Raw genomic sequence first — 16,441 nt, forward strand, 5'->3', positions numbered from 1 at the left:
CCCGTTCAAAATATTTGTTAACGATTTCATAATTGTATTATTTTTAATACTTCAATCTGTCATTTGAACTTTACCAAAATCTGAATCGCAATGCACAAAAAAATCTGGCATTCCCTTATTAGTATGCTTTGCTGCGTGCTAATAATCCCTGCTGCCCTGTTTGCCCAGGAAACAACCGCCGACATAGCCGGTACTATTCTAAGTAAAGAAGGTCCGGTTCCCGGCGCCAGCATTACAGCTATCCATGTGCCTACCGGCACAAAATATAACACCGTTTCACGGAAAGACGGCCGTTATAATTTACCCAACCTCCGCGTTGGTGGCCCCTACACCCTGTCTGTTTCCTACATCGGCTTCAAAGACGAAAAGCGCGACAACATTTTTCTTTCACTGGGACAGGATTTCAAATCAGACATCAACCTGCAATCCAGTACCAGCACGCTCACAGAAATAGTGGTTACTTCTGTTAGTCAAAACAAAGTAATTAACAGGGCCCGCACCGGTAGCCAGGAAGTGATCACCCGCTCCCAGATGGACCGCCTGCCAACTATCAGCAGGTCCATGCAGGACTTCACGAAACTCACGCCCTCCGCCAACGGACTGAATATCGGTGGCAGAAGCAACCAGCTGAACAACATCACCGTTGATGGCGCCAACTTCAACAACTCATTTGGTTTGCAGGCCACGCTCGGCTCCCAGACATCATCCCAGCCCATCAGCCTCGAAGCGCTGGAGCAGATCCAGGTAAACGTATCTCCATATGATGTAAGACAGGGTGGCTTCTCCGGCGCCGGTATCAACAGCGTTACCAAAAGCGGTACCAACACGTTCAAAGGAGCCGTTTACACCTACATTCAAACACCCGGATTACAGGGACTGAAAGTAGGCAACGCCACCGTTCCAAAACCCGACTTCAATTATAACCTGCGTGGCTTCAATGTAGGCGGCGCCATCATCCCCAACAAATTGTTCTTCTTCGTAAGCGCTGAACAGGAAAGAATTAAAGCGCCCGCTACCAGCCTCGTAGCCAACAAACCCGGTGGAGTGGCCGGTGGTAACGTATCCCAGGCCGTAGCAGATACACTGGATGCATTGAAACAATTCCTGATAAGCAAATACGGATATGATCCCGGCGATTACCAGAATTATACCTACCGCACACAAAGCGATAAAGTAACTTTTAAGGTCGACTGGAACGTGAATGAGCACAACACGTTTACCTTTAAATACAGTTACCTGAAATCATTTAAAGATATTCCCGCCAGCAACAGCGGTGCTCCCGGTGGCGGTGCTGTTGGAAGTGGCCGCCAGCCCAGCGCTACAGGTCTTCCTTTCAGCGGAAGCGGCTATACCATCAACAACAATTTCAACATCTTCATTGCTGAACTGAATACCCGCATCGGTAACCGTGCCTCCAATAAACTGCAGATCGGCTACTCCGCCATGCGCGATTTCAGAAATGCTTTGTCACAAAGCAATTTCCCGCTGGTAGATATTATGAACGGCCAGGGCGCCAGCTATACCGCCTTCGGTTATGAGCCGTTTACCTACAACAATAAGCTTAATACCGACGTATACCAGCTGTCTGATATCTTCACCATGTACAAAGGGAAGCATGAAATCACGATTGGAACGCAGAACTATTATAAAACATTCGTGAATGGCTTTGCGCCAAACTACAACGGTAACTACCGCTTTAATACACTCTCCGATTTTTATGCCAGCGCCAACAGCAACCTGGCAACGGCTTCACGCTACGCAGTGTCTTATGCAACTACCAAAGACGGCTCCTTTCCATACGCAAAAATCAACATGCTGGAACTGGGCGCGTTTATCCAGGATAAGTGGAGTGTTACCAACTTCTTTACCTTTACCTATGGTTTACGTATAGACGTACCAGTTATAGGCAGCACTTTCTCCAAAAATGATTCGCTCGCTGCGCTGACTTTCAGAGATGGTGTGAAGATAGATGTGGGCCAGGCGCCAAAAACAACACCGCTCCTGTCGCCGAGAATTGGATTTAACTGGGATATTACGCATGATGGCAAAACGCAGCTCCGTGGTGGTGCTGGCTTATTTGCCGGTCCGCCGCCCGCTGTTTGGCTGAGCAACCAGGCCGGAAACAATGGCGTACAGTTCGGATCATTTGTAGCGCAAACAAGTGCTACGGCGCCTACCATTCCTTATCCCTTCAGCTCCGATCCCAATACTTACAAAGTGGGCACAGAAGGAAAGCTATCTTATCAATATAATATAGCCGTTACCGATAGGAACTTTAAATATCCGCAGGTATTAAAAGCAACACTGGCGGTTGACCGTCAGTTGCCGTGGGGCGTAATAGGTACCCTGGAATTCAACTATTCCAAAGATATCAACGCTGTATATTTCCAGAACGTAAACCTTCCCACTGCAGGGTTCCAGCTGGATAGCACCCCCGATCACCGCACACGCTATAATTCTTCCAAAATATACGCAGGCAACAGCCTGAGCAATCCGAACATCAGTGATGCCATCCTGATGCGCAATACCAATAAAGGCTATTCGTATTTTGCCACTATCCAGTTACAAAAAAATCTGCCTAATCTTTACCTGAGTGCGGCCTATACTTACAGCAAGTCGCGCAGCGTAAATGATGGTGGCAGCATTGCACAAAGCAACTGGCGCGACCGCCCCGTTGCCGGCGATCCCAATGCCAATGCACTGGGCTACTCCAATTACTACATGCCGCATCGTGTAATTGCAGCTGCTACCTACCGCTTTACCTGGGCCAAACATTTCGCTACATCTGTAGGTGTAGTGTATGAAGCCGCTCCAAGTATAAACGGACTTTACAGCAACACTTCCTATACTTACAACGGCGATGTGAACAACGATGCATCCGGTGGTAACAACGACCTGATCTACATTCCAAAAACCAGGAACGATATTAAACTGGTGCCGGTTGGTTATGGCGACAAAACCTATAACCCCGCTACCAATGCAGATAAACGCACTGCAGATATCATCTGGAATCAGCTCGATAATTTTATTAAACAGGATAACTACCTGAGTGGTCACCGCGGACAATATGCAGAACGTAACGCCGTGGTATTACCATTCGCCAAACGGATGGACCTGAATATTACGCAGGACATCTTTGTATTCAGCGGCAAGGAGAAAACAAAACACACCCTGCGTATCAGTTTTGATATCATCAACTTTGGTAACTTCCTGAATAAACGCTGGGGTATTTCCAAGATCCCGAACCTGCCTTCTTTCCTGAAGTACGAAGGACAATACAAAGATGCTTCGGGCAATGCTACTGCAGCAGCAGCTTACTCTTTCCCTTACCTGGATGCGGCGAACCAGATTCCGCTCACCAGTTCATGGAGAGACAATACCGGCACCATTTCCAGGTGGCAGGGCCAGCTCGGTATCAGGTATATGTTTAACTAACGCGAATTTTGTCTTTCCCAGGATTAGACTGATTATACTGATTCCTGGATTTTATTTTTGGGATTTTAAAAAGATTAAGGGAGATAAAAGCATAGATCCGCTTTTATCTCCCTTAATCTTTTTAAATCAAAACGTAATCAAATCAGTGTAATCACGGTTGATCAGTCTAATCCTGCTCCAGGACAATTTAACATCGCCTTCGGCGATCCTCCGCAAAATTTTTTGCACAGAAAAACAATTTATTGAAGTAATTGAGCGTTAATGAAATACAGAAAGAAACATCTGTACTATCCTGCCTGAAGTAATTTCCCTGATATTTTTGAAATTGATCCCTCTATTTATGTAGAAGTGGCTTAAAAAAAAGACCTGCAAGCTAAAAAACCCGCAGGTGTTCATAACCTATGCCAACTTTAGAGTAATCGTTAAAACTTAAACTGTTAATAATCTATAAAGCCTAAGTCTTGTAATATTTTGAGTATTGATGTTTTTTCTATTTTGTATATAAGAGATAACGTAATGGAAAATGTATTTGTTCAAAAAATCCTAAAAATTATTTTGGTCTTAACATTTTGGGCCCTTCTTTCCGGGGTGTCTCTCTATTACTTACGGATGATAAATTCCTTTGGATTGCTAAAATGGAAAAAAAATTAAAAAAAATATTATTATTTATATTTTAAATATATAAGTAAATGCTTACTTGATATCCTGACAAATTTCTATCAAAACCCCGTTACTATGCTTAGGATGCAGGAAACAGATCAGTTTGTTATCGGCTCCCTTTTTAGGCGTTTCCTGCAATAAAACAAACCCTTCTTCCTGTAACCGTTTCATTTCCGCATAAATATCCGTTACCTCAAAAGCGATGTGATGCATCCCTTCTCCTTTTTTATCCAGGAACTTTGCAATAGCACTGTCTGGTCCTGTTGCCTCCAGCAACTCTATTTTGGTTTCGCCCTGCCGGAAAAAAGCCGTCTGTACCTGTTCACTATCCACCTCCTCCTGCTTATAACAAGGGGTGTTCAACAACTTTTCAAAAAGCGGAATGGACACAGATAATTTATTAACGGCAATGCCTATATGTTCTACCCTGAGCATGTTTACAGCTGTTTAACAGCTGCACGGAATCGGTATCCGTACAGCTTTTTCGGAATATGCTTAACCCGGTAAAAATAGAACTTATGTCGTAAATTTGTTAGGCCCGGACTTTAATATAAACAGAAAGACAATATGCTACAGCTGCCCGTTTACCTCGATAACAATGCTACCACGCCCTGCGATCCCAGGGTAGTAGCTGCTATGTTGCCCTATTTCACCGAAATATTTGGGAACGCAGCAAGCCGCAGCCACCCGCTGGGATGGGCTGCAGAGGAAGCGGTAGACAATGCCCGTGAACAGGTAGCCAAACTGATTGGCGCCACACCCAAAGAAATTATCTTTACTTCCGGCGCCACAGAAGCCGTTAACCTCGCCATCAAAGGAGTATATGAAACATATACCACCAAAGGCAATCATATTATTACCGCCGTCACCGAACACAAAGCAGTAATAGATACCTGCAAACACCTCGAAAAACAAGGCGCACAGGTAACCTGGCTTCCGGTAAACCACGAAGGACTTATTGACCTCAGCGAACTGGAAGCCGCCATTACTCCCAAAACTATCCTGATCAGCCTGATGTACGCCAACAATGAAACCGGCGTGATCAACCCTGTACGCGCCATCAGCGATATTGCCCGGAAACATGGAGTATTGTTTATGACAGACGCCACCCAGGCAGCAGGAAAAATTCCGGTAGATGTAAACAACGACGGCATAGATCTGCTTACCCTCAGCGCCCATAAAATGTACGGACCCAAAGGAACAGGCGCTTTATATGTCCGCAGACGATCGCCCCGCGTAACACTCACTGCACAGATCGACGGAGGCGGCCACGAAAGAGGTATGCGCTCCGGCACCCTGAATGTGCCCGGTATCGTAGGACTGGGAAAGGCATGCGAGCTGTGCATGGAGGAAATGGCTGCCGACACGCAACGCATCCTCCCCATGAGAAACCGGCTGGAAAAGGCTTTGCTGGAAATAGAGCAAACGTATTTAAACGGAGCCCCCGGGCAGCGCCTGCCACATACCTGTAACCTCTCGTTTAAATACGTGGAAAGCGAAACCCTCATGATGGGCTTTAATAAAAAGATCGCCCTTTCCTCCGGATCGGCCTGTACTTCGGCTTCCCTGGAGCCCAGCTATGTGCTGAAAGCAATGGGCCTCAGCGACGACCTCGCGCACGCCTCCCTCCGCTTTGGCCTGGGACGGTTTACCACAGATGAACAAATAGATTTTACCATCCAAACCATTACCGACGCCGTTACCCAGCTGAGAACCATCAGCCCCATATGGGAAATGTATAAAGATGGCGTAGACCTTTAAGTCCACCTTTACTCCGGGTCAACGTCGTGGATGCTTCGTAGATGCCTCGTAGATACGTCGTGGATACTTCGGTATAAAGCCCCTTAAAAACCTCCCATACAATAGCCGGAAAGGTAATAGCGTTTACCCTATATTTGTATCTTTACTAATATCCTAATCCTTACAAACTGTTCATGCTAGCCATCTTTAAGAAAGAGATCAACCAGTTTTTCAGCAGTGTTACAGGCTATGTAGCCATCATACTGTTTTTGCTGGCGAATGGATTAATGTTGTTCGTGTTTCCGGAAACCAGCTTACTCGATACCGGGTACGCCAACCTGGACCCGCTGTTCAACCTGGCGCCGCTCATTTACCTGCTGCTCATTCCAGCCATTACCATGCGCTGCTTCGCAGATGAATTCAAAACCGGTACAATGGAATTACTAAGCACCAAACCACTCACCGGCTGGCAGATTGTAATGGGCAAATTCTGGGGTAGCCTGCTCATTGTAGCCATCTCCCTGCTTCCTACTATCGTTTATTATTTTGCCATAAAACAATTAAGTGTAGATAACCAGCTGCTTGATACCGGCGGTATCATCGGTTCCTATATCGGCCTGTTACTACTGGGAGCAACGTTCACGGCCACCGGCATCTGGTCGTCTTCCTTAACCAATAATGCCATGATTGCCTTTCTCATCGCACTGTTTACCTGCTTTATTCTTTACAACGGCTTCGATGCCGTTAGCAAAATACCGGCCTTCAGCGGCGGAGCCGACTACTACCTGCAAATGGCAGGGATCAAATTTCATTATGCCTCCATCAGCCGCGGCGTAATAGATAGCCGTGATATTGTTTATTTTATCAGCATCATTGGCCTGATGCTCTATCTTACTAAATTATCCCTGCAAAGAAAACTCTGGCAAAACGGTTAATAACCGTCCTTACTAAACAACATGGCTACACGAAAAAAATACATACAACGTGCAATAGCAGTAATACTGGTACTCACGGGCATCAATATAGCAGCAGCTTACTTTCATGGCAGATGGGATCTGACAGCAGAAAAAAGATATACCCTCACCGCCAGCACCCGGCAAATGCTCCGCAAACTGGACAGCCCGGTGGAAATTGAAGTATTCCTCAAAGGCGACTATCCCGCCAGTTTCCGCCAGCTGGCACAGTCTACGTCAGAACTACTGGAAGAGTTCCGTGAATACGGAAAACAAAACCTCCGGTTTACATTTATCAATCCGGGACAGGGCCTCACAGACTCCGCACGCATGAAGTTCCTCGGTGAACTCACCGCACAGGGCATCATGCCTTTTAATATGAAAGTACAGCAGGAAGCCAACGACGGCTTCGCCGAGAAGCTGATCTTTCCCGGCGCACTGGTGCATTACAAAGGCAAAACAATAGGAGTGAATCTCCTGAAAAACCAGGGCGGGCAAGATCCCCTGCAAACCATGAACAGCTCGGAAGCCTTGCTGGAATACCAGTTTGCCTACGCGATCCACAAATTGCAGGAAAAGGAAAAGCCACTCGTAGGGTATATGCTGGGCCATGGGGAATCGCTCGGCGCCGAAGTATACGACGCACTGAGCACCCTTCAAACCAGCTATGGGCTGGATACCCTCACCCTGCAGGCAGCGTCCTACATACCCCGCGATTTTAATGTCATTCTCTTTGCCAAACCCGCAGGCGCCTTCTCGGATGCAGATAAGTTCAAGATAGATCAATACGTAATGAACGGGGGCAAGGTGCTGTGGTTCCTCGATGAATCCAGCGCCAGTATGGACAGTCTTCATGAACATCCTGAATTTTTTGCGATGGATCGCGGACTGAACCTGGAAGATCTCCTCTTCCGCTACGGTGTGCGTATCAACCAGGACCTGGTGCTGGATCTGCAAAGCGATGTAGTGCCGTTGGTAGTGGGCAATGTGGGCAACCGGCCGCAGATACAACCCATGCCGTTTCCTTATTTCCCGATGCTGATGCCTACCAAAGCGCATCCCATTGTAAAAAATCTGGATATGGTGCTGAGCCGCTTTGTAAGTTCTATCGATACCATAAAAAACGACGCCATCCGCAAAACCATACTGCTCACCACTTCCAGGAACAGCCGTACTACGCGGCTGCCGGCGCAGGTGAGCTGGGACATCGTGAAAACGCAACCCAATCCGCGGGAATACCGCCAAAAATACCTGCCCACAGCCGTTTTGCTGGAAGGGAAGTTCACCTCCCTGTTCCGCAACCGGGAAAACCCTGATGCGGTGAATCAGCTGTTCCACGCATCCGGGCAGTCTTTCAAAGAATCCGCTGATACTATCAACAAAATGATTGTGGTCAGCGATGGCGATGTAATTGCCAATGCCGTATCCCGCAAGGAAGGCCCGCTGCAAATGGGCATCAACGAATTTAACCCGGGCTTTGCCTTTGCCAATAAAGAATTTTTTCTCAACTGCCTGGAATATCTCAGCGGTAACAGCGGTATCATGGAAGCCCGGAACAAGGAGCTGACACTGCGTTTGCTGGATGGGGAAAAAATCCGGCAGGAAAAAACCAAGTGGCAGGTGATCTGTTTCCTGGTGCCCGTTGGACTGGTTTTATTATTTGCAATGGTATTCCAGTTTATACGTCAACGTAAATTTACTGAATAGCCTGAAGTGCTGTAAGCCACTGGCTTTCAGGGCTTATAGCAGTGGATGCTTAATGGAAATGGCAACCTTAAACCGGAAACCTAGCTGCCGTTTTCCTATCTTTGCTGCTCATAAAATGCAATCACGTGGGAAAAACAGAGATAACATATCTGGTATTTTTTATTGTGATCATCCTGGCGTTAGTATTTGACCTTGGTTTTTTTAGTAAGAAAAATACAAAGACAAGTCTCAAAACAGCGCTGTGGCAAAGCATTTTCTGGGTAGTTTTATCTATGCTCTTTTTTGGGTTCATGTGGCTGGAAGACGGCGCAGAACCCGCCATCAGCTTTTTGAGCGCGTACCTGATGGAGAAATCCCTGTCGATAGATAATATCTTTGTGTTTGTACTCATCTTTAGTTTTTTTAAGATAAAAGAAGAGTACTATTCCCGGGTATTACTGATAGGTATACTGATGGCCATTATTTTCAGGGCCATATTTATCTGGCTGGGAATTGCGCTCATACAAAAGTTTGAATGGATATTATACATTTTCGGTGCGTTTCTCATTTACACCGGTATTAAAATGTTTGTCACAAAAGATGATGATGAATTTAAACCGGAGGAGAATGCGATTTACCGTTTTATGAATAAATACATGCGGGTAACCACGGAAGAGCCGAAAGGCAGGTTTGTGATCCGTAAACATAATAAGGCATATCTTACTACGTTATCACTGGTTGTAGTGATGTTGGCAGTAACAGATATCTTATTTGCGGTAGATTCTATTCCGGCTGTATTTGCCATATCACGTGATCCGATGGTAGTATATACCTCTAACATATTTGCGGTTTTGGGACTCAGGTCCCTGTTCTTTTTACTGAGGGGAGCGGTAGATAAATTTGAATACCTGCCCCAGGGTATTGCCATCGTCCTGGTTTTTATAGGACTGAAAATGCTGGCTGAGTATTTTTTGCACAAGCACGATATTCAAATACCGGTATATGTATCATTAATAGTGATAGTGCTATGCCTGGGAGGTTCCATCCTCTATTCTCTCTATCATCAGAAAAAAGAAGTACCGGAAGGAGAAGCGAAGTAAAAAGCAGCGCAGACATTAGTTTTGCAGCAGCTAAGTGATTATTCAAACCTGATAAACGTGTATAACGCAGCAAGCATCAACAAGACTTTGAAAGGGGAATTGTTGCAAGAGACCGGATTTTCTGAAATTGACCATCTTTTATTGGACAGCAGGAAGCTCAGCTTCCCCGAAACATCTCTGTTTATTCCATTGGTTAGCCCGCGGCGCAACGCGCATCAATACATTGAAGAATTGTACCGCAAAGGGGTAAGTAATTTTGTGGTGAGTGAACCAGTGCCACTGGAGAAGTATCCTAAAGCCACCTTCATTCTCGTAAAAGACACCCTGCAGGCGCTGCATGCACTGGTAGCCTTTCACCGGCAGCAGTTCCACATACCCGTTATTGGCATCACCGGCAGCAATGGCAAAACCATTGTAAAAGAATGGCTGTACCAGCTGCTGGAAAAGGATTACAATATTGTTCGCAGTCCTAAAAGCTATAACTCCCAGATAGGAGTACCGCTTTCTGTATGGCAAATGAAACCGGAACACCAGCTGGCTATCTTTGAAGCCGGCATTTCACAACCCGGTGAAATGGTGAACCTCGAAAAGATTATCCGCCCCACCATCGGCATCTTCACCAACATCGGGGAAGCCCACAGCGAAGGGTTCTTAAATATCCGCCAGAAAATAAATGAAAAGCTGGTGCTGTTCGCCAAAAGCGATATTCTCATTTACTGCAAAGACTATCTTGCCCTCAATGAGTGTGTGCTGGCCTTTCACAACCAGGTAGGCAAAAAGGAAAACCAGGAAGGCGGACCGGAATTATTTTCCTGGTCACGGAAAACAGATGCCGACCTCCGGGTTACCAATGTGGATAAACTGGATAACCATACCCGCATAGATGCCCTCTACAAACAGGAACCACTGCATTTCCAGATCCCTTTTGTGGATGAAGGCTCTATCGAAAATGCCATTCACTGCCTGGCACTCATGCTGTACATGGGTAAAGAACAATCCGTTATCCAGCAACGGATGGATCAGCTCAGCAATATTGCCATGCGCCTGGAACTGAAACAGGGGATCAATAACTGCTCCGTGATTAACGACAGTTACAGCCTGGATCTCGGCTCCTTAACCATTGCGCTCGACTTCCTCCAGCAACAGCAGCAGCACGCCACCCGCACCGTTATCCTCAGCGATATCCTGCAAAGCGGTAAAAGCGATGCTACCCTGTATGAAGAAGTAGCAGATCTCCTGCAAAAGAAAGGCATCAATAAATTAATTGCCATAGGTAAAAATATAGGCAGGGAGAAAAAAAGCTTCCAGCAGATAGAAGGACTGAAAACACAGTTCCTCACCACTACCGACGAATACATACAACAATTCAATGCGGATGACTTCCAGAATGAAACCATCCTGGTAAAAGGCTCCCGCATCTTCCAGTTTGAACGCATCGGCAAACTGCTGGAACAAAAAGCGCATCAAACCATCCTGGAAATCAATCTCACTGCTATTTCCCATAACGTAAAGCTGTACCAGTCGCTGCTAAAGCCCAACACCAAATTAATGGCAATGGTAAAAGCGTTTTCCTATGGCAGCGGCAGTTTTGAAATAGCCAACCTCCTCCAGTTTCACGGAGTAGACTACCTCGCAGTAGCCTATGCAGATGAAGGAGTAGAGCTGAGAAGGGCCGGCATTACCATGCCTATTATGGTCATGAACCCTGAACCCGCCAGCTTTGATGCCATCCTCCACTGGAACCTGGAGCCGGAAATCTATTCCATGCAGATCCTCCTGCAGTTTATGGAAGAAATCACCACAGCAGGTAAAACGGAATTTCCTGTTCACATAAAGCTCGACACCGGTATGCACCGCCTGGGCTTTGTGAAAAGTGAAATTGCCGAGCTGGCACAAATACTCACCGCCACCCCGCTGATGAAAGTACAATCCATTTTCAGCCACCTGGCCGCCAGTGAAGATCCCGCCAAGGATGCCTTCACGCAGCAGCAGGGCCGGTTGTTTTATGATATGAGCCATGAACTGCAAAAGGCACTGGGCTATACCGTGATCCGCCATATTGCCAACAGCGCCGCTATCAGCCGCCATCCTGATCTGCAGCTGGATATGGTACGCCTCGGCATCGGCATGTATGGAATCGACAGCAGCAACGGGATCCAGGACCAGCTTCGCAATGTAAGCACCCTGAAAACAACCGTGGCCCAGCTGAAACACCTGGTAGCCGGTGATACCGTGGGTTATGGCGCCAAATGGGAAGCCAAAGGCCCCGCAGTAACCGCTACCGTACGCATTGGCTATGCCGATGGCTATCCCCGCAGGCTGGGTATGGGCGTTGGCAAAATGCTGGTACGGGGCAAACTGGCGCCCGTGGCCGGTGTAGTGGCTATGGATATGCTCATGCTCGATGTAACACATATCCCGGATATAGAAGAAGGGGATGAAGTCATTGTTTTTGGCCAGGACTTGTCCGTACAGGACCTATCCGCCTGGGCTGAAACCATTCCCTATGAAATATTAACAGGAATTTCACAGCGCGTAAAAAGGGTATATTTCCAGGAATAATGATATTGCAGGCTTCGACTTTGAAATAAACTATTATTTTTGATAAAATTCTAATATCAGTTGAAATATCGTCACGTAGTATTTATCGTTATCCTGATCCTGGTTATTGACCAGACACTGAAATTCTGGATCAAAACGCATATGTTTATGCAACAGGAGTTTGTGATTTTCCCCAATTGGTTCCGGATCCATTTTATTGAAAATGAAGGAATGGCTTATGGTCTTAAATTCGGAGGCGACTTCGGGAAGATCCTTCTTACCCTGTTCCGCCTGGTGGCTGTAGTGGTAGGTTTTGTGTACATGAAAAAGCTTATCAAAGAAAAATACAGCACGGGCCTCCTGATTTGTGGATCCCTGATCCTGGCAGGAGCAGCCGGCAACCTGATAGATAGTATGTTCTATGGCCTTATTTTCAACGATAGCATAGGGTATGAAGTATCGAAGTTTATGCCTGCCGGCGGCGGTTACGGTAGCTTTTTACACGGCCGCGTGGTGGATATGTTGTACTTCCCCATTTACGAAGGTTACCTGCCTAAATGGGTGCCGTTTAAAGGCGGCGACTACTTCGTGTTTTTCCGCCCGGTATTTAACGTAGCTGATGCAGCTATTTCTATCGGCGTAATCACTATCCTGCTGTTCCAGAAACGGTTTTTCGGAAAACATATGCAGCCTAAAGCCGTTGAACATCCCGTGGCAAAGGATCACGTAGTTTAAATTACTATCTTACTTATATGTAAAAGCGTTCGCCGGTGGTGAACGCTTTTTTTATGCCGGACACTGCTGGTATTTTTATGGGCTTAGGGAGATGACAAACAAAATATCCGTCTTTCATTTTGTCGATTATTCGATTTTTTCCGTAAAATGCTCAAAAAGCGAATTTGCCAGGCACCTGCAAATACCCCTAAGTGTATGGGGAGTGTATGGGAAGTGTATTGTGAGTGTATGGGGAGTGTATGGGAACAGTATAGGAACTGTATGGGGACTGTATGGGGACTGTATAGGGACTGTATAGGGAATACGACACATAGACGACTCCTAAGTATCCAAGAAGTATCGGAGAAGTATGCGATAAGTAACAGGGGCATATTCATTCAATGCTGCAACAATTCTTCTTCAAAAAAAAACGCAGCCCGCAAACCCTTCACCCTGAAGAGGTTATAAGCTCAACTGCGCTCCTGGCCGCAGTTCCCGGCCCTGCTTTTTCCAAATAATCCCCCCATTTGCTTTGAAATGAAAAATACCCGGATTATATTTGTCTACTAATTCTATAGACTATATGATAATCGTTTTTACAAATCATTCATTTTCAGCACGATGTTGCGGCACGGCATCGTAAAAGGTCCCCTTATCATTTTTTATCATTCCAGAATCAATAATGTTTACAGCACATGCAAAAGTTTTTAATGCTGGCAAAATACCTGTTTTTAATTTTGGTATTCAGTCCGGTACTGGTACACGCTCAACTTAACGGGTCTTATGTAATTCAGGGTAAAATTACAGACGATCACGGGGTAGCGCTTCCCGGTGCCTCCGTACAAATCAAAGGCACTTCATTCGGCGCTCAAACAGATACCACCGGCCGCTTTGAAGTTACCACCAACTCCAAATTTCCGCTGAAGCTGGTAATCAGGCTCATAGGATATCAACCCCAGGAGTTTGAAGTAAAAAGCAGCAGCAGCAAACTGGCCATCCAGTTATATACACAATCACTGCTGGTAAATGAAGTAGTAGTATCCGCTTCCCGTCAGCAGGAAAAACTGCTCCGGTCGCCGGTAGCCATCGAAAAGCTGGACATCAGGGCGCTGAAAGAAACCCCTTCGTCTACTTTCTACGACGCCCTCGGTAACCTGAAAGGCGTGCAAATGACCACTGCGGGTCTTACCTTCAAAGTATTCAACACCCGTGGCTTCAACGTTCCCAACAACTTCCGCTTCATGCAGCTGGTAGATGGTGTGGATAACCAGGCCGCTACGCTCGGCGTACCGCTGGGTAACGCCATCGGCCCCACGGAGCTTGATATTTCCAGCGTGGAAGTTACTCCTGGCGCATCTTCCGCCCTGTATGGCATGAACGCCATCAACGGAATGTCCAACCTCATCACTAAAAACCCCTTCCAATACCAGGGCGTAAGCGTATACCAGAAAGTAGCCGTAAACCACGTTGGCGACGACGGTGGCGCCAAATTACTCACGGAAACGGCTGTACGCTATGCACAGCAATACTCTTCCTGGTTTGCATGGAAAATTAACCTGAGCTACATGCAGGGTACCGACTGGTACGCTGACAGCCATAACGACTTTTCTCCGCAATCCAAAGCCAACCCCGACTTTCCACAACTCAGCGGCGCCAACAACATCGCCAACGACGCCTGGAACAAATATGGCGATAACTCCAACCTCCAGGTAATTGATAAAGACGGACGCGCTTACAACGTGCACCGCACCGGCTATTGGGAAAAAGATATCGTAGGCGACTTTACCGTTAAGAATAAAAAAGCCGACGTTTCTTTCAATTTCCGCTTACCGCACAAACTGGAACTGTCTGCTTCCTACCGCTACGGCGAAATGGACGGCTTCTTCCAACGTGGTAACCGTATCGGCCTCAGAGGTGTAACCGTACAAAACGGTAAACTGGAACTCGTACACCCCGACTTTACCGTGAGGTCCTACATCTCCATTGAAAATACCGGCGATTCCTATAACATGAATCCCCTGGCCGACAATCTGGAGAAGTCATTCAAAACAGATAAAAAATGGCTGTCTGATTATACTTCCGGCCTGAACAACGCGCTCACCGCAGGTTCCGACCTGGTGGCCGCACACGCCGCTGCCCGCGCCTTTGCAGACGCCGGCAGATGGACACCCGGCACCCCCGCATTTGATGCACAGGTAGCCAAAATAAAAAGTATCAACGACTGGGATATTTACCCTACTTCCAAAAACCCTGAAAACACCAGTGGCGGCGCCGCTCTCCTCCAGAAGAGCCGCTTCTACCACACGGAAGGTACCTGGAACCTGCGTAAATACATCCACTTCGCAGATGTATTGGTAGGCGCCGATTACCGCACCTACGAAATTATCCCCGATGGCAACAACTTCGTGGATTTCTCCCGCCCCGCCGACAAACGCAATGAGCCAGGCGGTAAACACATCTGGTACGGCAAATACGGTGGCTTCGCACAAATCAGCAAAACGTTCTTCAACGATGCATTAAAGCTCACCGGCTCCCTGCGCTACGATAAAAACGAACAGTTTGATGGTAAAGTAAACCCACGTATCGCGGCAGTTTACAGCATCAAAGACAAACATAACTTCCGCCTCTCCTGGCAAAACGGATTCCGCTTCCCATCACTGTTTGAAGCTTACTCCTTCGTAAACAACGGCCAGGTAAGACGTGTAGGCGGACTCGCTTTCATTGAAGAAGGACTCGGTTACTTTAAAAACTCTTTCCTCACCAGCTCAGTAGATGCATTTGGCGTAGCAGTAAATAAAACCATCAACGCCGAGCACATCTCCAAAGATGCCGCCGCTGCAAAAAATGCAGGCATATTAAAAGTAGCGAACCTCGATCCCATCGTTCCGGAACAGATCACTTCGTTTGAAGCCGGTTATAAAGCAGTACTGCTCGATAACAAACTCTTTGTCGATGTAGATGGCTACTATAGCTCCTACAAACATTTCATCGGTCAGATTGAAGCTGTAGTACCTAAAACAGGTAACGTTAACAATCCCGATCAAACAGTGCTGAACCAGATGCTGGATAAGTCTTTACAGAATCGCTACCGCGTATGGACCAACAGTAAATCCACTGTAAACAACTACGGATTCGCGGTGGCCGTTACCTACGATCTGTATAAAAACTACACCATCAGCGGTAACGCCAACTACAACAAACTGGCGCAGGACAAAACAAAAGATGATGCGTTGATCCCCGGCTTTAATACACCAGACTGGTTCACCAACGTAAGCTTAGGTAACCGCAACGTGTACAAAAACATCGGCTTCAACGTGGTTTGGCACTGGCAGAATACTTTCTACTGGCAGAACCTCTTTGGTAACGGCGACGTGCCTTCTTACAACACAGTAGATGCACAGATCACCTACCGTGTACCAAAAATCAAAACATCCTTTAAACTGGGTGCTTCCAATATTCTCAACTCTAAATACTTCCAGTATGTGGGCGGTCCAACCATCGGTGGATTATACTACCTGGCGTTAACATACGACAACGTTTTTCAGAGGAAATAATAGTTGCTGAGATACAGGGGTGCAGTAATATAACTGCATCCCCTGTTTTTAAAAACTA

At 46.7% G+C, this 16,441-nt stretch carries 9 protein-coding genes; 8 read left to right on the plus strand and 1 reads right to left on the minus strand.

The window, feature by feature from the left end; all coding sequences use genetic code 11:
- The first annotated feature begins 90 nt into the window (after positions 1 to 90).
- Positions 91 to 3,435, plus strand: a complete 3,345-nt coding sequence (locus tag B5Z18_RS12850; RefSeq protein ID WP_079469733.1) for a TonB-dependent receptor — start codon at positions 91 to 93, stop codon at positions 3,433 to 3,435.
- A gap of 693 nt (positions 3,436 to 4,128) precedes the next feature.
- Here B5Z18_RS12850 and mce read toward each other — a convergent pair.
- Complete coding sequence (gene mce / locus B5Z18_RS12855) at positions 4,129 to 4,530, minus strand: methylmalonyl-CoA epimerase (RefSeq protein ID WP_079469734.1); 402 nt, start codon at positions 4,528 to 4,530, stop codon at positions 4,129 to 4,131.
- 132 nt (positions 4,531 to 4,662) lie between these two features.
- Here mce and B5Z18_RS12860 point away from each other — a divergent pair, with 132 nt between their 5' ends.
- From B5Z18_RS12860 to B5Z18_RS12890, 7 genes are all read left to right on the plus strand, one after another.
- Positions 4,663 to 5,856 carry an IscS subfamily cysteine desulfurase gene (locus B5Z18_RS12860; protein ID WP_079469735.1) on the plus strand — a complete coding sequence of 398 codons (1,194 nt, stop codon included), beginning with the start codon at positions 4,663 to 4,665 and terminating at the stop codon, positions 5,854 to 5,856.
- Between the two features lie 173 nt (positions 5,857 to 6,029).
- Complete coding sequence (gldF, locus tag B5Z18_RS12865; RefSeq protein WP_079469736.1) at positions 6,030 to 6,770, plus strand: gliding motility-associated ABC transporter permease subunit GldF; 741 nt, start codon at positions 6,030 to 6,032, stop codon at positions 6,768 to 6,770.
- Between the two features lie 21 nt (positions 6,771 to 6,791).
- Positions 6,792 to 8,495: a gliding motility-associated ABC transporter substrate-binding protein GldG gene (gene gldG, locus B5Z18_RS12870; protein ID WP_079469737.1), complete on the plus strand. Its 1,704-nt coding sequence runs from the start codon at positions 6,792 to 6,794 to the stop codon at positions 8,493 to 8,495.
- A gap of 125 nt (positions 8,496 to 8,620) precedes the next feature.
- Positions 8,621 to 9,574, plus strand: a complete 954-nt coding sequence (locus B5Z18_RS12875; protein WP_079469738.1) for a TerC/Alx family metal homeostasis membrane protein — start codon at positions 8,621 to 8,623, stop codon at positions 9,572 to 9,574.
- A gap of 57 nt (positions 9,575 to 9,631) precedes the next feature.
- Complete coding sequence (locus B5Z18_RS12880) at positions 9,632 to 12,136, plus strand: bifunctional UDP-N-acetylmuramoyl-tripeptide:D-alanyl-D-alanine ligase/alanine racemase (protein WP_079470073.1); 2,505 nt, start codon at positions 9,632 to 9,634, stop codon at positions 12,134 to 12,136.
- Between the two features lie 60 nt (positions 12,137 to 12,196).
- Complete coding sequence (locus B5Z18_RS12885; RefSeq protein WP_079469739.1) at positions 12,197 to 12,850, plus strand: lipoprotein signal peptidase; 654 nt, start codon at positions 12,197 to 12,199, stop codon at positions 12,848 to 12,850.
- Positions 12,851 to 13,524: 674 nt separating this feature from the next.
- The gene (locus B5Z18_RS12890) at positions 13,525 to 16,383 is read left to right on the plus strand and encodes a TonB-dependent receptor (protein ID WP_079469740.1); all 2,859 of its coding nucleotides are present in this window, start codon (positions 13,525 to 13,527) and stop codon (positions 16,381 to 16,383) included.
- The last annotated feature ends 58 nt before the right edge of the window (positions 16,384 to 16,441 follow it).

The organism is Chitinophaga ginsengisegetis (assembly GCF_900168065.1).
In the GTDB taxonomy this organism is placed as follows: Bacteria; Bacteroidota; Bacteroidia; order Chitinophagales; family Chitinophagaceae; genus Chitinophaga; species Chitinophaga ginsengisegetis.

Bases quoted from the DNA above. Each gene is read 5' to 3' on its own strand.
- gldG (WP_079469737.1), top strand. From the start codon at position 6,792: ATGGCTACACGAAAAAAATACATACAACGTGCAATAGCAGTAATACTG.
- B5Z18_RS12860 (WP_079469735.1), top strand. From the start codon at position 4,663: ATGCTACAGCTGCCCGTTTACCTCGATAACAATGCTACCACGCCCTGC.
- B5Z18_RS12890 (WP_079469740.1), top strand. From the start codon at position 13,525: ATGCAAAAGTTTTTAATGCTGGCAAAATACCTGTTTTTAATTTTGGTA.
- B5Z18_RS12850 (WP_079469733.1), top strand. From the start codon at position 91: ATGCACAAAAAAATCTGGCATTCCCTTATTAGTATGCTTTGCTGCGTG.
- mce (WP_079469734.1), bottom strand. From the start codon at position 4,530: ATGCTCAGGGTAGAACATATAGGCATTGCCGTTAATAAATTATCTGTG.
- gldF (WP_079469736.1), top strand. From the start codon at position 6,030: ATGCTAGCCATCTTTAAGAAAGAGATCAACCAGTTTTTCAGCAGTGTT.